Source organism: Hymenobacter montanus (genome assembly GCF_014699115.1).
GTDB lineage: Bacteria > Bacteroidota > Bacteroidia > Cytophagales > Hymenobacteraceae > Hymenobacter > Hymenobacter montanus.
This window is the reverse complement of the sequence record NZ_JACXAD010000009.1, coordinates 30177-54046: the sequence shown is the minus strand read 5'-3', so window position 1 is coordinate 54046 and position 23870 is coordinate 30177. Positions and strand designations below refer to the sequence as shown.

The 23870-nt window shown below is 58.1% G+C and carries 17 protein-coding genes; 5 read left to right on the top strand and 12 right to left on the bottom strand.

Annotated elements, in window-relative coordinates; genetic code table 11:
- Positions 1 to 3: 3 nt before the first annotated feature.
- Positions 4 to 3843, top strand: coding sequence for a hypothetical protein (locus IC235_RS09705; protein WP_191004981.1), 3840 nt, complete (start codon positions 4 to 6; stop codon positions 3841 to 3843).
- Between the two features lie 49 nt (positions 3844 to 3892).
- On the opposite strand, the gene IC235_RS09700 is transcribed toward IC235_RS09705, so the two are convergent.
- From IC235_RS09700 to IC235_RS09655, 10 genes are all read right to left on the bottom strand, one after another.
- Positions 3893 to 4504: a 3'-5' exonuclease gene (locus IC235_RS09700; protein WP_191004980.1), complete on the bottom strand. Its 612-nt coding sequence runs from the start codon at positions 4502 to 4504 to the stop codon at positions 3893 to 3895.
- 238 nt (positions 4505 to 4742) lie between these two features.
- Positions 4743 to 6461, bottom strand: coding sequence for a DUF6044 family protein (locus IC235_RS09695; protein WP_191004979.1), 1719 nt, complete (start codon positions 6459 to 6461; stop codon positions 4743 to 4745).
- Between the two features lie 351 nt (positions 6462 to 6812).
- The gene (locus tag IC235_RS09690; RefSeq protein WP_191004978.1) at positions 6813 to 8855 is read right to left on the bottom strand and encodes a beta-N-acetylhexosaminidase; all 2043 of its coding nucleotides are present in this window, start codon (positions 8853 to 8855) and stop codon (positions 6813 to 6815) included.
- A 466-nt stretch (positions 8856 to 9321) separates the two neighbouring features.
- Entirely contained in the window at positions 9322 to 10671 is a 1350-nt protein-coding gene (locus IC235_RS09685; RefSeq protein ID WP_191004977.1) for a DUF58 domain-containing protein, read from the bottom strand.
- Between the two features lie 42 nt (positions 10672 to 10713).
- Positions 10714 to 11082, bottom strand: a complete 369-nt coding sequence (locus IC235_RS09680) for a four helix bundle protein (protein WP_191004976.1) — start codon at positions 11080 to 11082, stop codon at positions 10714 to 10716.
- Positions 11083 to 11130: 48 nt separating this feature from the next.
- Positions 11131 to 12279 carry an AAA family ATPase gene (locus IC235_RS09675; protein WP_223847183.1) on the bottom strand — a complete coding sequence of 383 codons (1149 nt, stop codon included), beginning with the start codon at positions 12277 to 12279 and terminating at the stop codon, positions 11131 to 11133.
- A 157-nt stretch (positions 12280 to 12436) separates the two neighbouring features.
- A complete protein-coding gene (locus IC235_RS09670; RefSeq protein WP_191004975.1) occupies positions 12437 to 13930 on the bottom strand; it encodes a DUF4350 domain-containing protein in 1494 nt (497 codons plus the stop codon).
- 17 nt (positions 13931 to 13947) lie between these two features.
- Positions 13948 to 14706 (bottom strand): DUF4129 domain-containing protein, encoded by a 759-nt coding sequence (locus IC235_RS22600; protein ID WP_191004974.1) that lies wholly within the window; start codon positions 14704 to 14706, stop codon positions 13948 to 13950.
- A gap of 64 nt (positions 14707 to 14770) precedes the next feature.
- Complete coding sequence (locus IC235_RS09660) at positions 14771 to 15406, bottom strand: hypothetical protein (RefSeq protein ID WP_191004973.1); 636 nt, start codon at positions 15404 to 15406, stop codon at positions 14771 to 14773.
- Between the two features lie 331 nt (positions 15407 to 15737).
- Positions 15738 to 16715: a stage II sporulation protein M gene (locus IC235_RS09655; RefSeq protein ID WP_191004972.1), complete on the bottom strand. Its 978-nt coding sequence runs from the start codon at positions 16713 to 16715 to the stop codon at positions 15738 to 15740.
- 235 nt (positions 16716 to 16950) lie between these two features.
- Here IC235_RS09655 and IC235_RS09650 point away from each other — a divergent pair, with 235 nt between their 5' ends.
- Complete coding sequence (locus IC235_RS09650; RefSeq protein ID WP_191004971.1) at positions 16951 to 17682, top strand: RDD family protein; 732 nt, start codon at positions 16951 to 16953, stop codon at positions 17680 to 17682.
- Between the two features lie 91 nt (positions 17683 to 17773).
- On the opposite strand, the gene IC235_RS09645 is transcribed toward IC235_RS09650, so the two are convergent.
- Positions 17774 to 18418 carry an energy transducer TonB gene (locus IC235_RS09645; RefSeq protein ID WP_191004970.1) on the bottom strand — a complete coding sequence of 215 codons (645 nt, stop codon included), beginning with the start codon at positions 18416 to 18418 and terminating at the stop codon, positions 17774 to 17776.
- 262 nt (positions 18419 to 18680) lie between these two features.
- Positions 18681 to 20219, bottom strand: coding sequence for a carbon-nitrogen hydrolase family protein (locus IC235_RS09640; protein WP_191005088.1), 1539 nt, complete (start codon positions 20217 to 20219; stop codon positions 18681 to 18683).
- Between the two features lie 1160 nt (positions 20220 to 21379).
- Between IC235_RS09640 and IC235_RS09635 the strand changes: the two genes are divergently transcribed.
- The 3 genes from IC235_RS09635 (at position 21380) to IC235_RS09625 (ending at position 23838) form a co-directional block, all read left to right on the top strand.
- Positions 21380 to 22030, top strand: coding sequence for a Crp/Fnr family transcriptional regulator (locus tag IC235_RS09635; RefSeq protein WP_223847181.1), 651 nt, complete (start codon positions 21380 to 21382; stop codon positions 22028 to 22030).
- A gap of 339 nt (positions 22031 to 22369) precedes the next feature.
- A complete protein-coding gene (locus IC235_RS09630; RefSeq protein ID WP_191004969.1) occupies positions 22370 to 23011 on the top strand; it encodes an NAD(P)-dependent oxidoreductase in 642 nt (213 codons plus the stop codon).
- 50 nt (positions 23012 to 23061) lie between these two features.
- A complete protein-coding gene (locus tag IC235_RS09625; RefSeq protein ID WP_223847195.1) occupies positions 23062 to 23838 on the top strand; it encodes an alpha/beta fold hydrolase in 777 nt (258 codons plus the stop codon).
- Positions 23839 to 23870 lie beyond the last annotated feature (32 nt).

Genomic DNA, 23870 nt, shown 5'->3' with positions numbered 1-23870 from the left:
CGCATGATTCGTCGCTTACGCCTGTGCTTCCCCTTCGCGGGCCTGCTCGTTGCGGCGTTGCTGTTTTTAGGCCAGTGGGCCGCCGCCCAGGGGCTCCCGGCCCGGCGGGGGGAAGCAGCCTCCCCGCCGAGCACCCGGCGCTGCCGCTACGTGCGCCTGAGCCTGGGCCGCGACACGACGACCTTTGCCCTTACCGACACGCTCACCGTGGTGCCTTCGTCGGTGGCCGCCAACGGCCAGGTGGTGACTTACGACGCCCGCACCGACCTCTACCGCTGGGTGCGGCCCGCGCCCCACGACAACGGCGGCACTCCGCGGCCCGACTCGCTGCTGCTGTGCTACCGGGTGCTGCCGCTGCGCTTGTCGACCGCCCGCTACCGCCGGCCCCTGACGCTGATGGACACCTTAGGCTTTCGGCAAGGGGTGATGCGGTTTGAGGACTTTTCGGTGAAGGAGCAGATTCTGAGCACCCCGGGCATCAGCAAGACCGGCAACCTAGCGCGCGGCATTAGCTTTGGCAACACCCAGAACGTGTTTGTGAACTCGGCCTTGAACCTGCAGCTGGAAGGCAAGCTGGCCGAGAACATCAACCTCACCGCGGCCATCAGCGACCAGAATGTGCCGTTCCAGCCCGAGGGCAACACCCAGCAGCTCCAGCAGTTCGATAAGATTTACATCACCCTCACCAACCCGAACTGGAACCTGACGGCCGGCGACGTGGTGCTGCGCAACCGGCCCGACTACTTCCTGCGCTACTACAAAAACATCCAGGGTGCGGCGGCGGAGGCCAATTTTGGGCCGCCCATGGCCGGGCTGGCCGGCTTTGGAGCGGCGCCGGGCGTCTCGAATGCCGTGTTTTTGAACGGGGTGGCGGGGCAACTGCCCAATGGTCTGCCGGGTCCCTCGCCGGCCACGCTTAATCCACCGGCTATCAGTCAGCCTCAACTCGCTGACCCTGACCGGCAGAGGTTGAGCGGAGCCGCTGCGCCGCCCCCGGGCGACCAAGGAACGGTTGCCGGGGCTACCGTGAGCAGCTCGGGCGTTCAGAAGGGCCTGAAATGGCGCTCTTCAACCTCGGTGGCGGGCGGGGTAGCCAAAGGGAAATTTGCCAGCCTTAACGTGTCCCCTATCGAGAACGTGCAGGGTCCGTACCGCCTCGGCGGGCCCAACGGCGAGCAGTTTATCATTGTGCTGGCCAACTCGGAGCGGGTGTACCTCGATGGCCGCCTGCAAACCAGGGGCTTCGATGCCGACTACACCATCGACTACAACCTGGCCGAAGTAACCTTTACGCCGCGCCACCTCATCACCCGCAACTCGCGGATTAAGATTGACTTTGAGTATTCGGACCTCAACTACGCCCGCTCGTTGGTGGCCGCGAGCCATTACCAGCAGGTGGGCCGGCTGAGCGTGCATGGCAATTTCTACCAGGAGGCCGACAACCCCGACAATGCCCCCAATCTCAATCTGGACAGCCTCCAGCGGGTGCGGCTGCGGGAAGCCGGTAACGTGCCCGTCGCCCAGGTGCCGGGCGGGGACTCGACCAGATACGACCGCCGCGTGGTGCAATACCACCGCGACCTGGTGCTGCTGCCGGGCCGCCCGCAGCGGGTGCCGGTGTTCACGTACGTCGGCAGCACCACGCCCGTCGACTCCATCCGGGGCTCCTACACGGTGCGTTTCACGGACGTGGGTCAGGGGAAAGGCGATTATCAGCTCAGCACCCGGTTTGGCAGCTCCAATGGCCGCGTGTACGAGTACGTGGGTCCCGGTCAGGGCCGCTACCAACCCATCCGTCTCATCCCCACGCCGGTGCTCAAGCAGCTAGTGACGGCAGGGATTAGCTACCAAGTTGATAGCAGCACGACCGTGTTTGTGGATGCCGCCCAGTCGCGCCTCGACCGCAACCGGTTTTCGCCCGAAAGCGACCAGGACGGGGCCCTGCGCGTGGGCTACGTGGTGCAGAATCGCCGCCTACCCCGCGCCCTGGCGGCGGGCGTGCTGCGCAACTACCGCCTGCGCTCGACCCTCGACTACGAATACACGGGCAAGCGCTTTGCCCCGATTGACCGTTACCGGGACATTGAGTTTGACCGCAACTGGAGCGCCACCAACTCTTTACAAGCCAACGGCAGCGCTTTAAATAACCGTGAGGATAACATCTTTAATTTCAGCCTGGGCTTGGCCAAGGACCTTAATAACAGCATCAATTACCGCGTTAGCCGACGCTTCCGGCCCGGGGAGGTGAGCGGCCTGCAGCACTGGCTGGATGCCGCCCAGAAGCTGGGCAACCTGGAAGTGCGCGGCTCTCTATTCGTGCTCAGCTCGGATGCCGGCCGCTTTCATTCCAACTGGGCGCGGGGCGAAGCCACGGGGCGGTTCGTAGGGGGCAAACTCGTGCCTGGCTATACCTACCGCTTCGATAAGAACCGCGTGAGCTCCACCTCCACCGATACCATCCGCTCGGCCAATTACTTCGACGAGCACAACGTGTTCGTTCAGAGCCGCGACTCGGCCCGCACCCAGTTCCGCCTCGACTACAGTTACCGCCGCGACCAGGCCCCTAACCGCGAGCAGAAGGCCCTGCAGCTGCGCGGCACCGCCCAAACCTGGCAGGGCACGATGGCCTCGCGGCTGGGCCAGACCCAGGACATTCGGGTCCTGGCTACCTACCGCGACCTTGATTCGCTGGGGCTGGCCCGCAACCGTACGGTACTGGGGCAGGTGTTCTACAACGCCGGCCTGCTGCAAAACCAAGTTCGCTCCGAGCTAAGCTACAGCGTAGCCACCGGCCGCGAGCTGAAGCGGGACTATTCATTCCTGCCCGTACCCGCCGGTCAGGGCACCCACTATTACGTGGATACTAATGGCGACGGCCTTCAGCAAAAGGACGAGTTCTTTGAGGCCCAAACCCCGGACGCGCAGTACCGCACTTACATTAAGGTGTACTTGCCCACGGCCGACTACCTGACCGCGTTTACCAATCGGCTCAGCTACCGGCTTACCGCGGCGGCCCCGCGCGGCTGGCGCGAAGCCGGGGGCTGGCGTGCCGTGGTGGCGCGCTTTGCCACGCTCAGCAGCATCACCGTCGACCGTCGTACCACCGACCCCTCCCTACTTTCGCGCCTCAGCCCCTTTAGCTTTGGGAAAGAAGACGACCAGCTGTTGGCCTTCAATCAGTTACTGCGCAATACCCTCTACTTCAACCGGTCCAATCCCATTTTTGGGGCCGAGTTCACCATCCAGCAAACGCAGCAGAAAACCTTGCTGGCGCAGGGAGTAACGCAGGGCTCGGACCGGCGCAACCTGAGCACCCAAAGTCTGCTGGTACGGCGTACGTTGGCCACGTCGTTTACGGGCCGTATTACCGGCACGCGCGACATTCGCGAATCCAATAGCAGCTACCTGCTCACCCGCAACTACCGCCTGCTGATTTACGCCGTTCAGCCCGAAATCAGCTACCAGCCCACGCCTTCGCTGCGCCTCACCGGTACCTACCTGCACACCTTCAAGCAAAATACGCTCGACGGCCCCGAAGCGGAATTAAACCCCGGCAACTTCGACGAGCTGGGCCTGGAAACCCGGCTCAGCCAGGTAAACAAGCGCACCGTGACGGCGGGCACCCGCTACACCCGCGTCCAATTCGACGGTACCAACCCCAACTCCGTCGTGGCCATCGAAATCCTGAACGCGCTGCGTCCCGGCAGCAACTTCACCTGGAACCTGAACGTGGAGCAGCGCCTCAGCAACGGCCTGAACATCACCCTGGCCTACGACGGCCGCAAGGCCAACGGGCTGAACACGGTGCACACGGGCCGCATGCAGGTGGCGGTGCTGTTCTAAGGTTTATTCGCGGTTCGCCCACAACCCCACGGTGCCAAACGGCTCTGGTTTACGCGTGGGGCAGCGTTATCCGGGCCACCCGCCGAGCCAGCCCCGCCGTGAGTTCGCGCTGCTTGAAGCACAGGGGCAAGGGCCGGCCCGACCGCAGGGCCCGTACGGTAATCTCAGCGCAGGCTCGCGCGTCGGAAAGGGCGTCGTGGTGGTTAAGGGGGATGCCGAAATGAGCCGCTACGTGGTCGAGCTTGTGGCGTTGCAGGTACGGCCAGGCCGCTTTGGCTAGCTTCACCGAGCACAGGCAGTGAAAGGCCGGAATGGGCAGGTCGTGGTCGCGCAGGGTGTGTTCGAGCACGCTTACGTCGAAGGCCGAGTTGTGGGCCACTACCGGCTGACGGTGCAGGTAGGGCAGCAGGTTGGCCCAGGCGTCGGCAATGCTAGGGGCGGCGTGCAAGTCGGCCTCGGCGATGCCGTGCACCTGAAAGTTACGCCAGTCCACGCGCAGCTCACGGGGGCGAAGCAAGGTCTGGTAGGTCTCGACAATTTGCCCGCCACTTACCCGTACCACCCCCACGGCGCAGGCACTGGCCCGGCGTTCGTTGGCGGTCTCAAAATCGATGGCCGTGAAGTCGAGATTGGCCAGGGCTTGGGTAATTTCTGCTTGCATACTACCAAGATAAGAGCGGCATCTCGTGAAAGTAGGAGGGAGGCGAGCAAACTAGAAATCATTAAACAGCTTTTGCTGATTCTCCCGAAATGGAGTACGCTATGCTAGCCCCTCGAAATAGCCTCCCATCAATGCCCCCGTTTTTCGTAGACACTCCTTCACTAAAGTCCCGGCTGTTTTGGGCTTGCTCTAGTATCCCAATGTAAGGAAGAGCCATAGAAATCAAATCAGGACCTGGTCACTTAGTCACCTCATACAGCCAGATGCGCCAGTAAGCCCCGGGCTGCTCGAACACGCCGGCCAGCCGTAGGCCGCTGCGGGCGGGCGTGGCCAACTGGGCGGCCGATAGGACGTAGCGCCCGCCTAGCTGCCGGAAGGCGGCGGCATCGAAGTCGAAATCTTGCACCACGCGCGGGGGAGCGGCCCCCACCCGGAAGTTCTTGCCCAGCTCCGCCGAAAACAGGTAGCAGCGGTTGGCCCAGGCATCGAAGTAGCGGCGCAGGTCCGGGCTCTTAGCCAGCTCGCCGGCTATAACAGGGCGGAAATGGTGTTTGTACGATAGCGGGTAGTTGTTTTGGTAGGAGTCAATGGTGTAGAAATTGTTGAGCTGCGGCACGGCCGGCGGCAAGCCCAGGCTGGCCACCCGGTACTGGGCCGGGGCCAGGCCGGTTTGCCGCTCGATGGCTTGCTGCACTTTCCGAAACAGGGCCGGAGCTACGTAGGCGGTGTAGTTGGGCTCGTGCGGGTTGGGGCGGCCGGCCAGCTCGCGCAGGTTGTTGAGCCATTCCGGGTTCATCCCGAGCCCTATTAGCAGCTGTAAGCCCAACACTGCCCCCTGCCAGCGGCCCGGCAAGCAGCGCAGCGCCAGGGCCAGCAGCAGAAACCACAGCAAGGGCGTCAGGAAGTGAAAACGGCCAAAGTTGAAGGCCACCAGTAGCGGCAGGCGGGTTTGGGCCAGCGCCACCAGCTGTGGGTAGAAGCCACTGAACAAGGCTATACCAGCCAAGGCTACCAGCCAGGGCGCGAAACGCCTTAGCCGCCCGGCTCGTTGCCCGGCGGGTGCCAGCACCACGGCCACTACTACGGCCAGCAGCACCGCCCCGCGCAGGAATCGGCTGGCGTGGTACTGCCCAAACAGGAAAAACTGGGCCGCGCTCTGTAGCCCAGCCTGTAAACTCATGTCCGTCAGCTGGGCCATATCGAACTCGAGGCGGTGCGGTACGAATTGTTTGGCTACCAGCAGCGAGTAAAACAGGCGCCATTCCACCACCAGATATCCTACCAGCAGCAGTACCAAGCCCGCTAGAAAGCGCCCATTGGGTCGGCGCGTGCGCCCCCAGTCCCAGAGCCACCAGCCGCCCAACGCCGCCAGTATGAACGGCCCCACGAATACGAACATGCTCCAAAGCGGAAACCCCACAATAAGGACCCAGTGCCACCACCGCGCCGGCCCGTGCCGTAACCCCAGAAACGCCAGGAGCAGCGCTGGCTGCCCCAGCACCGACACCCCATAAATAGTGTACATCGGTAGCACGGCCCAGCATAACGCCAGCGCCGCCGCCAGCACTGAGGAACGCTTTTCGACAAGGAATTCTCGCCGCAACAGCGCGTACATGCCGAGCAGACCAAGCAGTCGAACCAGCGCCTGGTGCACCAGGTATGCCGCCCAGGGTGGCAACAGTGCAAACAAACCAATGGTGGGGCTCAGGCCAGAGCGGAGCGCATTGCGTGGCAGGCCATTCATGATGGCTGGCACTACCGCCTTCGTATCGTAATTGAAAGCTACTCCATGACGGACCAGCAAATAGGGGATACTGAGCTCGGTATCCAGATTGTCATCGATAGTTAGGTAGCTATGCGCCAGTAGTATGCTATATGGCAAAGCGAACAATAGCAAGCCCAGCAGCGCCAGCCGCAACGGCGAAAGCCTTAACGCATTCAATGGAATTGATGGCACAAAAGAAGTTTTGATGCAAAATAATTTAATTTGTGTAACGGGTAAGTTAGCCTAAGCTGCAATGCCAGATGGAGTTTCTTCCTCCCAGGCATGGTCTTATGTCTGATTCTGCCTCCTCGGCCGGGCGAAGGCCCTTTTGCCGGGTAGAATCCGACGATCACCGCTGCTGTTGCACCTGGCAGGATTTCCGCAACCGGCCTCGCATAGCGTAGTCTCTTCCCTGAGTTTGCCGGCTAGCCCTCTGACTGTCTTTATTCTCGAACAAGAAGAACCAGGCCCAAGCAGAGAAAGTGAACACCCAGCTTGGGAGATTTCCCGAAATGCTATTTCAACGATGGCTACAAAGTTGGCTCAGACGCCGGCCAGCTTGCGTGCGGCCCGCACGATGGCCAGCTCCGCCTGCCCGGCCGGGGCCTCGGCGGCATTGAGGGTGGCGCGGGCGGCGGACCGCCACGCCACCGTTGGCGGTTGGCCGGTTTGCAACTGGGTTAAGCGCTCGAGTAATATCCGGGAAACAGCGGCGAGCTGGGTCGAAAGCGGGCCGTACTCCCGCAGAGCGGGATTAAGGGCCAGCAGCTTTTGCAGGCCCGGGTCGTTGGCCTGCCACCGCAGCAGCTGCGCCCGGAGGGCCACTAGCTGCTGGGGCAAACGCCCGGGGCGGCCCGCTACTCCGGTCCCACCCGCCACCACGCTATCCACCAGCGTGCCGAAGCGCCGGGCCACCTCCGATTCGGCCGGGGCCACGTCCACTAGGCGGTTCAGGGGGGTTTGGGTGGTATATTTGAAGCCCTGGAAGTGGCGCTTGTACTCTTTTACGGGCTCCAACACCTCGGCCAGGGTGCGCAGCGGAGCGGTGCTACCGGAGCCGGCCATTTGAGTCAGCAACTGTTCGGGGCCGCGGCGGTGGCGCAGGCCCAGGGTTTCTAGCTCGCTGGAAACTGCTGGCAGGCGTCGGTATAGGTCGGCCACGTCCTGGGCGGCCGCCTGGGGCGACCACAGCCGTTCGGCCACGGCTCCGGCCCGGGGCCAGATGCGCGAGTCCAAAATGGTAGAATCGGCAAACTCGGCCCACATGGCGGCCTCGCCGCCCAGCACCAGCTTTTGCTCGGCAGCCGTTAGCGGGGTATCAGGCGGCAGTGGGTCGGCCGCGTAGTGGCTGGCAGCGGAGTAGTTCAAATCGAGGTAGTAGCCGTTCGACAGCAGCACCGGGTGGCCCAGTTGGGCGGCATCGGTCAGCCCCTTTTTGCCCCGCCAGCTTTGCACGACGGCCTCTTTGGGCAAATCGGGCCCGAGGATTTCATCCCAGCCCACCATTATTTTGCCGTTCTTCTGCAGCATGGTCAGCACCCGGCGGTTGAAATAGGTTTGGAGCTGGTGCTTGTCTACAGTTTTGCCGTCGGCCTTCACGAAGCCCTTGGCGCGCATGAAGGCGCTAATCCGCGGGTTGCGGCGCCACTGCCGACCATCGTTCTCATCGCCGCCGATGTGAAAGTACGGGTCCGGGAACAGCGCCGTCATTTCGGTGAACAGCGAGTCGAGCAGCGAATAAGTCGTTTCGCGGGTGGGGTCGAGGGCCACGTTCAGCACGCCCCATCTGGTGGGTACGGCGTAAGCCGAATCGTTGGAGGCCAGCCGGGGATAGGCCGTAATCCAACTGGTGGCGTGGCCGGGCACGTCGAACTCGGGCACTACCCGAATGCCGCGGGCTGCCGCGTACTCAATCACGTCGCGCACCTCGGCCTGGGTATAAAACCCATTAGCACCGCCTACCTGGGATAGGCGCGGCAGCAGCTTGCTCTCCACCCGGAAGCCCTGGTCGTCGCTCAGGTGCCAGTGCAGCACATTCAGCTTCACGGCCGCCATGCCGTCGAGGTTGCGCTTGATGACGGGCACGGGCAGGAAGTGCCGGGCCGCGTCAATCAGCAGGCCCCGCCACGCGAACCGGGGCCGGTCCTGAACGTCGACTTCGGGCAGGTAGGGGTGGCGCTTTTCTCGAATGGGTAGTTGCTCGAGCGTGGCCAGGGCCCGCAGCACGCCCAGGCTCGTTGGTGCGTCGATGCTCACGCCTATCGGTGTTACGCGCAGGCTGTAGCGCTCTTCGTCGAACTGCTCGGCGTGGCCCGCGCGGCCGTAGCGGATTTGCAGCACGGGCCCGGTCGCCGGGGGCTTGGCCGACCCGTATAGGCGGGCCAGCAAGCGGCCGACGGCGGCCGCTACGGCCGGGTCGGGCGAGTTGTCGAGCTGCAGCTTGAGTGGGGTCGACAAGCTCAGGCGGCCCCGGCCCCAGCGCAGTTCCGCCGGTACCGGTAGCAGAGTGGGGGCCTCGGGTTGGGCGAGGCCCGATTGAGTGAGCAGCCCAAGCAGGAGAGCACAACAAAACCAAAATCTCATCATTCTGCCAAATTACGGCGGTCGGTGGTTCCCGCGGCGTCGAGGTTAGCTCACCTTGCCACTGGTGGTGTTGCTTTGGCCTCATGATGAAACCCCTTCCTGATTGGTTTGGCTGGTTAGTAGCCTGTTTATTATCAGTATAGCATTGACCGGCAATGGTATCGTGCCTCGCTCAACTGACCAGCACCCGGCTCTGGTTATCGTGTGGGAGGTGTCGGGCTACTACTTCTACCGGCCCGCCGGCCATCTTCATCCACCACGGCCTGAAGAAGTTGCGCTTGCTTCCCGCTAGAGCGGTTCTCAGGTCAGGTTACGGTTTTTAGGAATTAAAAATTAAAAATGAAGAATTAAAAATCTGCTGGTCAAATTTTTTAATTCTTCATTTTTAATTCTTTTCTCTGCGAGAACTGCTCTAGCTCGCACCCTGGCCGCTCTTCTGGGGTACCTGCTTTTGATGGCTAACGCCTGGCTAAATCAGCCCCCGGGCTTTGAATTCCAGGTATTTGTTGATCGTGTTCACGGTTAGCTCTTTGGGCGCGGTGAGCAGCGAGTAGATGCCGTAGCGCTGGAGCTCGAGCACAATCTGCCGCTTTTCTTGGGCAAATTTCTCGGCAATGGTCTGGTTGTAGACGTCTTCGGTAGTGGCCGCCGGGGCATCTAAGTACTCGCGCAGCTCAGTGTTCTCGAAGAACACGACCAGCAGCAGATGGTCTTTGGCCATGCGACGCAGGTAGGGGAGTTGGCGCTGCATGCCCTGCAGGGTTTCGAAGTTGGTGAACAGCAGCAGCAGGCTGCGCTGCCGGACGCGGGCCCGCACCGTGGCGTAGAGCAGCTCAAAGTCCGTTTCCAGGTATTTGGTTTTCTGGCGGTACAGGATTTCAAGCAGCTTCAGCAGGTGGCCGGGGCGGCGGTCGGCAGCCAGGGTAGCGCCGGGCCGGTTCGAAAAGGTGAGTAAGCCGGCTTTGTCGTGCTTGAGCAGGGCAATGTTGCTCACTACCAAGGTGGCATTGATGGCGTAGTCGAGCAGGCTCAGGCCCTCGAAGGGCATGCGCATCACCCGGCCCTTGTCGATGAGGCAGTATACTTGCTGGGCCCGTTCGTCCTGGTAATGGTTGACGACCAGGGAGTCGGCCGCGCCCGTACCGGCTCGGCGGGCGGTGGCTTTCCAGTTGATGCTGCGCGGGTCGTCGCCGGGTACGTAGGGCCGGATTTGCTCGAACTCCAAGCTGTGTCCTACCCGGCGGATGCGTTTCACGCCCACTTCCGTGAGGCGGTTATGAATGGCCAGCAGCTCGTACTGCCGCATTTGCAGGAACGACGGATACACCGGCACCATGGTGTCGTGGCCGTAGCGGAAGCGGCGGCACACCAGCCCCAGCGGCGAGGCGACGTAGATGTTCACCGTCCCAAACTGGTATTCGCCGCGCTTGGTAGGCCGCAACTGGTAAGTGATAATCTGCGTTTTCCCCGGCTTCACAGCCATCTTAAACAGCACATCGCGCCGCTGAAACTGGTGCGGAATCTCGTCGATAACTTCCGTTTGAATGGGAAAGCGGTAGCGGTTCTCGAGGTAGATCTGAATGTCGTTTTCCGAGCCATTGGTTAGTTTCTCGCCCATCACCCGGCGCGCAAACACGGGCGCCGCTTTGTTTTTGGCGGGAGCATAAAGCAGCAGCGCATCCAGCAGGGCGAGCACAATGAACATGCCTAGCATAATGCGCAGGGGCCCCAGCAGCCACGGCAGGAAAAAAGCCACTACGAAGCCCGTGATGAGCACCCCGATGGCCAGAAAGAAGCGCGGAGTCAGAAAGAAGGACAATTGATAATTAAAAATTAAAAATGAAGAATTAAAAATAGCCCATTATCCTTGGGGGGCTTCGGGGAGCCGGGCCGAAATAACGATGGCTGCGAGTATGCGCTTTAGCTCTTCGGCATCATCTATCAACGATTCAGCCAGTTTGGGTTCGAGACACTCGGTATCGCGCAATAGACGCAGCCAGTAATGGGTTTCGCGGGCCTCTTTGTAAGCTATGCTGCACTTGGCAGCGAAGTCACGACGTGAAAATCCTCCTACTGCTTCCTCAACATTAGCCCCAATCGAGGTACCGCAACGCAGCACTTGGTCGGCTAGCGAACGAGGCTGCTTGCTCTTCAACAGCATCTTGTGGAGCAGCACAGCACGCTTAGCAAAAGCGTAGCTCTTCATCAGTACCGCGTTGTCCTCTTTCATGCTCGAAACCTCTCATTTTTAATTTTTAATTCTTCATTTTTAATTCCCTCACCGCGGAACTTCAATTGTCTGCATAATCTGCTTCACCACCTCGTCGGGCGTGCCACCTTCCATCTCGCGCTCGGGCGTGAGCATAATGCGGTGACGCAGCACGCTGGGGGCTAAAAACTGAACATCCTCCGGCGTCACGAAGTCGCGGCCGCGCAGGGCGGCCAGGGCTTTGGCGCCGTTGAGCAGGGCCAGCGAGGCCCGGGGCGAAGCCCCCAGGTACAAGGACTTGTGGGCGCGGGTTTGGCCCACGAGCTTGGCGATGTATTCCAGAACATTGGCCTCGACGCGCTGCTGCCGCACTTGCTGGCGCAGGCTGTGCAGGTCAGGAGCCGAAAGAATGGGTTGGACGGTGTCGAGGTTGGTGCTGCCCAGGCCGGCGTGGTGGCCGTTCAAAATCCGTATTTCCTCGGCCAGGGAGGGGTAGCCCACGTGCAGCTTGAACAGGAAGCGGTCGAGCTGGGCCTCGGGTAGCCGGTAGGTGCCTTCCTGCTCCACCGGGTTTTGGGTGGCTAGTACCAGGAAGGGCTCCGCCATGGGATAGGTAGTACCATCCTGAGTCACGGTCCGCTCCTCCATCACCTCAAACAGCGCCGATTGGGTTTTGGCGGGGGCGCGGTTGATTTCGTCAATCAGGACCACACTAGCGAAAACCGGGCCCGGCCGAAACTCAAAATCCGCCTTGTTCTGCCGGAAAACGGAGGTGCCCAGCACGTCGGAAGGCATCAGGTCGGGGGTGAACTGAATGCGGCTGAATGGCACCGCCAGGGTGCGAGCCAGCAGCTTGGCCATAAGAGTCTTGGCCACGCCCGGCACTCCTTCGAGGAGCACGTGGCCATCGGCGAGCAGGGCCGTGAGCAGCAGCTCCAGCAAATCGGTTTGCCCGACAATGATTTTGCCGATTTCCTGGCGGATGGCATCGGTTTGGGCCGTGAGGCGGGCGAAGTTGGTGCGGGGCGCAAAAGCGGATTCGGTTGCCGCTTCGGGCGCTACCGGTAGGGCTTCAGGAGCTACTGGTAGGGGGCTGGCGCCAGCATCCGGGCTGGCCTGATTAGCGGGCCCACCGTGCGCCGGAACGGCCGGGGCATAGGGAACTGAGTGGTCGGTCGGGGTGCTGCCGGAAGCGTTATCGGGAAGGTCGTTTTCCATGAGATGAAGCGGTGGCTGATGCGGCCGGGGGACGAGTCGAAGTAAAAGCTAAACAGTTGTAAGAAAACGGAGCCTGATTACGAGATCAGTATAGCGCGGTTAGCAGAAAAGTACAATCTTTGAAAAACCGGATTTCTGAGGAGAGTACAATGAGGAATTATCGACCGGCTTCCCGCTTGAAATCACTCAGGGCCTTGCTTAGTTGCAGCAATTGGTGGTCGGTCATTTGGGGAGCGGTGCGGGCAAAGTTTACGAGGCGAATCAGCTCATCCACGCGGGGCCGGGACAAGCCCGACTTTTGGCTGAGCCGTTCGCGGAAGTCCACATCGCCAAGGTCGGGGTTGGCTTCCTGAAAGCGGGTGCGCAGGTAGTCCATAAATAAACCGACTTTTTTCTCGGCAATGAGCGTATGGCTGCGGCCGTGGCGGTAGAGGCTGGCCACGGTGCGCGTAAATAGCAGGGTGGTGTTGGGCAGCGGCTTAAGGGTAGGAATGATGCGCTGGCGGCGGCGCGCCTCGACAAACACAAAGAGCAGCCCTCCCCAAATGAGGAGGTAGTACGCGGTGCTGAGCGCTTCGTGGCTGCTCACGAGGCGGAGCAGCGACTGCTCGCCGGGCCGGCCTTGCTTCTGGTACTCATCCCACCAGGTGAGGCGGGTTGGCAGGTAGGAGAGGGCCGTCGCGGCAAACTGGCCGGTGCGGGGCCGCAGCATAAACTGGTTGCTGAAAGCCTGCGGCACCGAGCACAGGTAAAAATGCCCCCGGCCAAAGTTTAGCCGGACGAGCACGGGCCGGCCTTCGGCATCGGCGGCCAGGGTGTGGCCCACCTGACCGGAATCAACAACCAGCCGCACGTTGGAAACCAGGCCCGGCAGGCGGTGGCGGGGCCCGGCAAGGCTCGGGTTGGTGAAGTGCAGAACTGCCGAATCAGCTACTGGCAAGCCCTGCGGCCCCGCGTGAGTGGGCACGTCGACAATATCGGTTCGGACGCCCAGGGTGTCCAGAAAAACGGCCGTAGAATCGCCAAAGTCCTCGGCGGCAATAAACACGTCGTTGCCATTGGCGACGAAGCGGAGCAAGGCGTGGGTGTCGGGAGTGCCCGCGCTAAATTGCGTGTTGACGAACAGGTAATTGGCCCGGGTCGCAACCAAAGGAATCTCGGACGAACCCTCTTCGTCCTCTTCACTCTCGTCTTCGTCTTTGGCCGGGGTATCAGGAGCCGTCGAGTCGGAGCGTGGGGCTCGGGCCTCGGAGGGACCGGGCTTGGTGCTATCGGTAGCGGGCAGTGACTCCGTGGAGGGTGAAGCAGTAGAATCTGAAGATTCTGTCGATTCAGCCTCGGTCGAGGTAGCACCGCTGGTATCGGGCTCAATGGTTTGCGTGGTGGTCTGGGCGGATTCCAGGGCATCGGTCACTGCCAGCGGGATACCCGTAAGCTGGTTATAGATGGGCAGGCGCGTGGTTTCGATGGAATCAGTGCCCAGCAGGCGCGGCAATTGATCGTAGAGCACGTAAGTGCCGTACGGAATCTTGTCTTTGTTGATAAACGTGGGGCGCCAGTCCACCGGTTTGGGCTGGTAGTATTCCAGGGCCACGTAGGCGCCGAACAATGCCAGCAGGCCCACCCAATACCAGCGAAACGGAGAAGTCATGGCAGCTAAAAGATAAATCAGGCGGCGCGACGAACTCGTCCCGCTACTTGTCCATGAAAGGCTTGGTGGTCGGCGCGCACCCGCTCGTACAGTTTACCCGACAACGCTATCTCGCCATACCACACGAACTCAAACTGCCGGGTGATTTCGCGAAACTCTTCGCGCAGCCCGCTGGGCGGCAGTTCGGCCAGGTAGGCGTGGTTGGTTTTATCGGGCTGCCACTGAATGAGCCCACCGTCGGAGAGTGCTTTGAGTAGCCGCAAATAGCCCAATCGCACGGCCAAACGCAGGTTACCGGCCGCCTCGGCTTCGGCCAGGCGGGTGGCAAAATCCACTTCGTGGATGTTCTCGCTCGCGGTGTCGTAAGCCAGGGCTACCCGCCGGGGCGTTCGGCTAAACACGGCCGTCAGGTTGATCTGCATCAGCTTGAGTACCACGAATACTCCGGCCACCAGGAACAGGGCGTAGAATACCCAACGCCAAAAGTGGTTGTAGCTTCGGCTGCTCAGCCAGCGCAGAATGGCCCTCCAGACTTTCTCCTTGTATACTTCCCAAGCGCTTTGCCCAGGCTGGGCGCGGGGCTCTTCGTACTGAAACTCGCGTTGGTTGCGCAGCTCCTGTAAACGGGTAGCATCCGGCCGCCGCAGGCGCGGGGCCAGGCCCTGGTCGGGAGGCAGCAAGTGCGCCCCAGGCGGGGCCGCCAATGCCGGGCCTGCCCAGCCTAAAGCCAGCACCAGCACCATTATTACCCGAAACCCAAAAGAAAAAAAAGCCACTGCGGAGGAATTGCAAAACGCGGGGAAGGCGATGGAAAGAATGAGTCGGCTTACGGATAACGGTTTAGTATTCACCTTCCTCATCGGGACGGTAAGCCGCGTTTTCAACGGCCGCCGGGGCCTTACCGAGTTGGTTCACCAGGTTGCGCAGCCCCACCCCTTCGTGACGCTCCACGAGGTTGAAGTACTGAAAAGCAAGGGCAATCAGCAAAGGTGTGTAAATAAACAGGTTGAATAAGCTCCCAAGGGTGGAAGCAATCACTGCGAACGCCCCCGCTGCGGAGCTGCCATCTTTATAAAGCCCAAGGACCCAACCCAGGCCCCCGACAATGCTTCCTATGATCCCGCCGGCAACGCCGAGGGCCATCCCCAGCATCATGGTCATGACAAATAGCAGCCCAAAGGTAGACCACCATTTGCCCCGCGTGAGCTGCAGCGAACGGCTGATGGAAGTGGTGAAATCGCTGTCTTCCAATACCTTAATTGCATAAAACAAACTTAAACCAACCAGCAGGTAAACGCCTGGTATGAAAAAAATAATAAAGCCAAAGCCCACTATACAAGAGATGCCAAAGTACGAAACGAGCGAACTGAAAAATTGAGCCCTCACCACGGCCCAGACTTCACTGACCGTAATTGGTGCATCGGAAGGGGTAGGGCGCAGGCATCGGAGTATGTAGGCGTACACCGTAAGCATCATCAGGATAAGGAAAGCGACACCCATTGCAACGCCTAGCCAGTATAGGGGCGAGGCGAATAAGGTACTTAGGGCAGCGAAACTTTCTAAGGGGTTAGCCCTACCCGCTGACATCGTGCTCAGCTGAGAAGTAACGAGCAGCTTTTGCACGAGGCCCGAGGCGATTCCTTGCAGCAGCGCGGCCGGTAGCACGATGAACAGCAGGCACCGGCCCAGGTTGCGCCAATGAGCCCCGATAAATTCAAATGTGGCCGAAAATTTCTGGCCAAAGTCCCGTTGTTGGCGGAAGTCTGACTCCTGATTATAGGATGGACGCATGTAAAAAGAAAAAATATTAAGAACGAGCCATTAGGGCCGAGCTAACCAGGGTAATGCCCCGCCGCTGCAGCTGCCGTGGGTACCACCCAAAATACCAGAAAATAAACGCGGCCGACCCGCCAATGATGGCTAGGCTAGCCGCGATGGGCATTTCGGTGTGGCGCGTCACGAAGCTTTCCAGGAACCCGGCCAGCATAAAAATGGGTACCAGCCCTAGGGCCAGCTTCCCGCCTTCGCGCGCCGCGTACCGGAAAGACTCGGTTCGACTGTGCGTGCCCGGAAACAAGATGCCCCGAGCCATGACAAACCCCGCCCCGCCCGCCAGCACGATAGACGAAATTTCCAGCGTACCGTGAATCCAGATGGTGAGCACCGACGCCTTGAGGACGTGCTGCTGATAGAAAAAGTACTGGAACGCGCCCAACATTAGCCCGTTATAGAATAGCAGATACCCCGTGCCCACCCCCAGGGTAATGCCCGCCGCGAACGTGAGCAAGGCCACCCGGATGTTGTTGAACGTGATTTGGAGAAACATTGACGTTGAATCATCGCTCTTATAAATGGCCATGGGGTCGCCCCGGCGAATATTCTCCAGGGTCCGGTTCACGTATTCATCGCCTAGAATGGAGCGCACGAAGGTGTCGTCGTAAGCCGTTGAAAGAGCGCCTAACGCCGTGCAAAGGGCGAAAAACGCCAGGGCCCAGCCCAGCGCGGGGTAGTGGCGGCTAACCACCAGGGGCAGCTCGCGGGCCCAGAACTGACCAAAACGCCCCCGGGCCTCGGACTTATTTTTGTAGATGGCCTGGTGGAACTTGCCGGTCAGAGAGTTCAGGTACGCCGTAGTCGGCGATTCGGGGTAGAAGGTTTGGGCGTAAGCGAGGTCATCGGTAAGGGCCACAAACCGGGCAGCCAACTCATCAGGATTGGTCGTCGGCTGGGTTTCGTATTGCTGCCAGCGAGCCTGATTTTGCCGTAAGAAAAGAGCTTCACGCATAGATCATCGGTTGGAGACCTAAAGGTAGCAAACGGCGGCAAAGTCCCGTTCCGATTTAAATAATCATTTTATATGTTGGAAAGGTATTATTCAGTTGAAATAATGAAGGATAGCGCGGCAGCAAAAGGAACGGCCAGCTGAACATTACCCACAACCCCGCCCGATTTGCCGGGAGCGCGCAAAGCGGAAGGCGAATCCGCCGTACTTTTCCCAGCTGATTGTCTTGTCTGGCCTGATGCCTTTTTTTCTTATGAGCACCATCCGCATTCAAACGACTCAAAACGTAACGCTTGAATACGAAATTGCCAGCGTCGGCGACCGTATTGTGGCCTCGCTCATCGATTACGGGCTGTATATCACCTGGTTTATTGCGGCTGGTCTGCTGGGCTATAAATTACGCATTGGTATGGGCGGGTTTCTGACTATTCTGCCCACCACGTTTTATATGCTCGCGTGCGAGGTCTTTTTCAATGGCCAGACGCTCGGCAAAAAGGCCCTCCACCTGCGCGTTGTGCGCCTCGATGGCACCCGGGCAGGTCTCGGCGACTACCTGTTGCGCTGGCTGTTACGGCCGGTTGAAATCGTGATGTCGGTGGGCGTAGTCGCGCTGATTACCATCCTAACCAATGGCCGGGGCCAGCGCCTGGGCGACCTGGCGGCCGGCACTACCGTTATTACTCTCAAAAAGCGCGCGCAGCACCTTTCGCCCATGGCGGCCGAAGCAGCCCTTATTGAAGGCTACCAACCGGTATTTGCCCAGGCGGCGGCGTTGTCCGACCACGATGTCGCCCTGATTCGTAAAATATTGTTCCACCACTCCAAGCAGCAAAACTACTTGTTGATTAACGAGGTGGCCAACAAAGTCAAAGCCATCACGGGCATTCGCACCGACCTGCAGGATGACCCCTTTCTAAAAACAATCCTGCGTGACCACGCCCATCTGGCCGCGATGGAAAATCAATCGTAGGTGGCCATAACCTGGTATAGAGAGGGCGGGTGGGGTGAGCGTAAGCATGCTATTGCCTATTGAGCGGGTTTCGAGCGGCCGGGCGGTGCAACTAACGAGACAGGTATTCGCGCCGGGTGCCGCGTTCAATGGCCAGCGCCGTCACTACTACTTCGTGCGCGTAATGGGGCCGGGCGGGGGGCGGGGGAGGGGCAGTGCTACCAGGACTTTGGACCAACCGCTTGCTCTCGCGCTGCACCCGGTCAAAAGAGGCTTCGTCCATCATCTCAAACCTCACGGCCAGGTAAAACCGACTAGGCGTGGGGCGGCCGTTCTGTATGGCGCATATCCAGTTGTCGGGCAGCAACGTCAGAACCCGCCACACTTCCTGGTCGCAGTCTGGGCTCATGCTGCTTTCCACGGTGAAGTCTTTGGTGTGGCCGGTCACGTCCACGGTGTAGCCTATCACCACGGTGCCTTGCAGTTGCTCGCGCAAAGCACTACCTGGGTAGCGCAGATTCCGCTGGAGATCCTGCAGACGTTGGTCGCTGCTTCCCAACACGTGTGGGGCACGGTCCAGGCGTTGCGGCACCCAGCTGTCGCCGGTGCGCACCAAGTAGCGGGTGGTGTCGGGCGACCGGAACGTAATGCGACTTGAATCGTAGTCATACGTCAGCTCCAATTCTTGCTTGCTGGTATAGAAATTCCACTTGCCGATCCGTCGGCCATCCGCGGTCGTACTTCCCTGCTCTAACATAGGTAGGGCGGCTTCTTTGGGTTTGCGTTGTGCCTGGGCACCGAATGCATACAAACTGCTGATAATTAGAACAAATAGCGAGGCAACCTTCATGATGCGAGTCAGGGAGCGAGCGGTGACTAGGAATAAATGAAGATAAAAAATAGTCACCTAGCCATTGCCTGCAGCCGGCTCTTGGTATTAGGCACAAAAAAGAGCCCCGCACGGTAGCGCACGGGGCCCGTTTCTCAAGGATAAAAAAATCGTGGAACAATGCTGGGGATTACCCAGCTGCCACGGCCTTGCGCCGGCTGGTGCGGGGCAGGCGTTCGGCCCCTTGCTCCAGCAACTCATCGTCGCGCTCGCTCTTTTTAATCGACCAGCTCAGCGAGTACAGGTCCTTGCGGCGGTCGCGCAGGTTGCGCACGGCACCGCTGGTATTCAAATCCTTCAGCAAGTCGAGGTCAAGGTCTGCGATGAGGGTCATCTCCGTGTTTGGGGTTGCCTCCGCCACGATGGCATCGTGCGGGAAGGCAAAGTCCGAAGGGCTGAATACGGCGCTCTGCGAGTACTGAATGTCCATGTTCTCGACCCGGGGCAGGTTGCCTACCGAGCCGGTAATGGCCACGTAGCACTCGTTTTCGATAGCCCGGGCCTGGGCGCAGATGCGCACGCGCTGGTAAGCGTTCTTGGTGTCGGTCCAGAACGGAACGAACAGAATTTTCACGCCCTCGTCGCTCAGCATGCGGGCCAGCTCGGGAAACTCCACGTCGTAGCACACCAGGATGCCGATTTTGCCGAAATCAGTGTCGAAGCACTTGAGCTTGTCGCCCCCGCGCATGCCCCAGTAGCTGGCCTCGTCGGGCGTGACGTGCAGCTTGTACTGCTCGTCCACGGTGCCGTCGCGGCGGCAGAGGTAGGCCACGTTGTGCAGCCTTTCGTTTTCGTACACCGGCATGGAGCCCGCCACAATGTTGATGTTGTAGCTCACGGCCAACTCCATCATCTTGGCCTTGATGGGCTCGGTGAAAGCGGCCATGGCCCGGATAGCTACCGCCGGGGAGTCTTCGTTGGTGAGGGCCATGAGCGGCGCGTTAAAAAACTCGGGAAACATCACGCAGTCCGACTTATAGCCGCTCACGGTGTCGACGAAAAACTCAATTTGCTGCAGCAGGTCTTCCAGGCTGCGGGTGGCGCGCATCTGCCACTGCACAATGCCGATGCGGACGTTGGACTTGGTGTTACCAATCAGCTTTTCCTCTTCCTCGTAGTACACGTTAATCCACTCCAGCAGCGTGGCGTAGGCCTTGCTTTCGGAGTCGTAGGGCAGGTAGCCGCGAATGATTTTGCGCACGTGAAACTCATTGCTGAGCTGGAAGGTGAGGATGGGGTCGACCACTTCCTTGTTACGCACCATTTCCACGTACTTAGCCGGAGTCATTTCGTTGGCGTAAGCGGCGTAGCCGGGAATGCGCCCCCCCGCCACCATGGCGCGCAGGTTCAGGTTCTCGCAGAGCTCTTTGCGGGCGTCGTAGAGGCGGCGGCCCAGGCGCAGGCTGCGGTACTCGGGGTCGACGAATACGTCGACGCCGTAGAGGGTGTCGCCGTCGTCGTTGTGGGTGTCGAACTTGCCGTGCCCGGTGATTTTAGCGTAGGTGTGCCGGTCGCCGAAGTCGCTGTATTGCACGATGATGGCCAGAGCCGCGGCCACCAGCCGGCCGTTGTCCTCGATGCCAATCTGGCCTTCGGGAAACTTACGGAGCAAGGCCGCGAACTCGTCGGCCGTCCAGGCTCCTTCCATGTTGGAATACACCTTGTCCATGATTTGCTTGATGGCTTTGAAATCGGAGCGGCGCAGCGTGCGCAGCACCAGCTTGTGAGCGGGTACCGCCGTGGGGGTCAGGCGCTCGGTCGGGGCCAGCGTCGGGCCGGGCTTGCCCACTTTTTTGGCGTGAGCGCCGCCGGTAACGGTTTTGCCATTAGAAGAAGGGGCCGAAGCGGAAGCTTTGCCGTTGGATGAGGTGGCCATGGTATAGAAAAAGAAGCTACTTAAAAACGGGCGGAACGCAGTACCAAGGTAGCGGACGGGCTGCCAGTTGGTCGAAATTACCCGTACAAAAACCCGTTGGCAGCGGTTGCCAACGCGCTGATAAACGAAAATCCCACCGGAACGGTGCGATTACGCGGAAATTAGTTCCTGACCAGGATGGCCCCAGGCTGCTGGTATCGGACTGGCTGCGTTCGAACGCCGCGCCTGGGGCGGGGCGTTGAAGCAGGACCCGATATACCATTACCATAAAATGTAAACGATGAAGGCAACCTGGAAGACTCCCCCCGAATCTGAGGACGAGGTGTTGAAGAGGGGGCGTAAAATCCGGTAGAGCCTACAGCCTCGGGTCCCACACTTTAATGCGTGAATGCCCTGCCTGACGACCAGTTTCGATAAGATAATCTGGTATCTTGGTAAGTTCGCAAATCAGAGTCTGATGGGCTTGACGGGTGGAATTAACCTTTTTCAGTATGCGCCGAATCCGATTGAGTAGGCTGGTGCTCTCGGATAGGCTCGGTTTGGCAGGTAGCCCCCGGTCGGTCGTGGGCGAGTCTGGACAGATTCACCGCCCGAGCACCAGGGGAGGAGCACCTGCACTTTCAATGCCCTGGCCGGGAAAAGAAGTCGTTAACTAAAGATGATACCCAGAGCCACAATTCTGTTGAAGGCCTTACCAAGGCAGAGTAAAGATTATCCAAGGAGTAAGGAGTTCGGGTTATGAAAAGCCTTCGTGGTTTTAAGGCATTCAGTACGGCCTGGGGTGATGATCAATTAATTTGCTTGCGCGAGAGGTTTATGAAAGCAGGACATTGCACTTCGCTTTTGAATCTCTTCGCGCTTAACGCTGCCGTTTAGCGAGGAATTGTGAGCTATTTCCTATATTGCTACAGGGTTCCGGAAGTTAGAACAGTAACTTATTTGCTTCTTTACTTTTGTGGATAGCTCAAACTCTCCAAGTATCTTTATTAAGAAAAAACAGTTATAAATTGGAAGAAGCCATAATTGCCTATTTAAATTCAGTGAAGGAGCTTTGCCCTAAAGTGACTGATGAAGAATTGAAATACTTGATGAACGGCTTAACAGTTTCTGAGCTAAAGAATAGGCAATTTTATATTCAAGCGAACACTGTTCAGAAAGAAATCGGGTTTGTTTTTTCAGGATTACTGCGCGCATTTTATACAGACAGAGCTGGCAATGATTTCTCAGTGAATTTTATTAGTGAAAACCAATACGCGACGCATTACTCCGCTTTTATAACGCAAAATCCTTGTAAATACTATTTCCAATGCATCCAACCCTCTATTATCGTTAATCTACCCTATGAACATATTCAAAACGGCTACAACCAGTTTTCAGGCCTGGAACGATATGGGCGGTTAGTAGCCGAGAACGTTTTGACAGCCCAGCAAAGACGCATTGAGAGTTTTCTATTTGATAATGCAGAAACCAGATACCTCGATTTCGTAAAAGGTAATCCGGATTTATTCAATAGGATATCTCTATCCTACCTGTCCTCATATTTAGGTATCGAGCGGCAATCTCTAACAAGAATACGGAAGAAATTAGCATACCGCCCACTTTGAGAGCTGGTGCCGTTTCGGTTGCGTTCGTCGTTGATCAAACTGAGTGGGCACGTGGTGCATGACCATGACCAGCGAGCGGTCGCCGGACTTGCGCATGAGACTGGCGTGAAGAACACATAGGGCTTTGACGATGCTGGCCTGGCAGGTCGTGTATAATTACTTGGCTTTACCGGCTTGGTGCTACGCCGTGCTACCGCACTTGCCACAGGAAAACCCACCTGGATCATGCTCCTATACGAGAACCCTACCTTTTAGACCACCGCTCGTTTTGACACTTTTGTGTCAGGTACGATCAACAAAGATTCTCAAATTTTGCGTTGAAAATAACCAGAATTAGAAATGAAAGTAGTCATTTTTGGCGCCACGGGCTTCTCGGGTAATGCTATCCTGAAAGAAGCATTAGCACGAAACCATCAGGTAACCATATTGACCAGGGACAGATCTTCCATCACTATCAATGATAGCAATCTTACCATTGTTGAGGGTAACGTAATGGATGAACATGTAGTTGCCGAAATCCTGGAGAATACGGATGCAGTAATCCAATGCCTCGGAATTGGCGGTAAAGGTAGTGGAAAGCCTTCGGTATTTATTTCTGAAGCGACGAAGATTATCGTAGAGCAAATGAAAAAACAAAAGATTAAACGACTCATTGCAATGAGTAATGTCGGCGCAGGAGATAGCATAGAATTTCAGCCTTGGATTTTCACAAAAGTTATTCTGCCTTTTTTTATGAAATGGTTGAAAGCAATAATCGATGATAAAAACCGGATGGAGCCAGTTATTATGAACAGCGAGTTGGATTGGACGATAGTTCGCTGCCCCAATATAGTAGCCAAGCCCGCTAAAGGAAGCTGTTGTGCTACATTGGATGGCAAAGGTTTGAAAATGTCAATTACGTTAGGCGACATGGCAAAATTTATGATTGAGCAATTAGATGATAATGCTTTTATGAAGCAAGCGCCTTCAATAAGCAATTAATCAATTGACACGAGGCATCTAAATACTTTAACTTTTTGCAAGCTTCAATTATGCATGTAGAAACGCAAATAACTCACGTATTAACCAGGGTTGGGAGAGTAGCAGTTTATATAAAAGAGAGTTCCTCTGGAAAGCTACCCCTTATTTTTCTTCACGGTGTGTACCTCGATCATCACTTGTGGGATGAGCAGATAGAAGCAATCAAAGACCGAATGGTTGTCGCAGTTGATATGCCTTTACATGGAAGCAGCCGGGAGAATATAAAACCGGATTGGACGGTAAATGACTGCGCGGAAATGCTTGTAGATATTTTAGATAGCTTGCAAATACCCCAAGTGATAGCAGTTGGCCACTCATGGGGAAGTATGACTATTTTAAGGGCTGCGTACCATCACCCGGAGCGTTTCGCCTCCATTGGGTTATGCAATATGCCATTTCACGCAGCCTCTGGCAAACAAAAGCTTGTTTTCGCACTTCAGCATACAATGTTGATGTTCAAGAATTTTTATACCACGCAAGCGGCTAAATCCTTGTTCGGCAAGACTTCACTAAGAAAAGACGTATCACTAATAGAGCATCTAAAACGCACTATGAATATCCTGTCTGGAAAGGATATCAAACAAATTGACAAAACAGTTATTTTAAATGCAGATGATGCAACTGAATTAATTCGCAATTTACAAGTCAAAGCCATTGCTCTAAAGGGCCTTGAAGACTATGTGCCAACACCACCTGCTATCGAGACCATAATCGTGGAAGGGGGCCACATTAGTCCTTTGGAGCAGCCGCAAAAGGTTTCTTACTTAATTAACGAGTTGTTGAATTAATACAGCTGCTTAGGCAAGTAGCTAACGGGCGG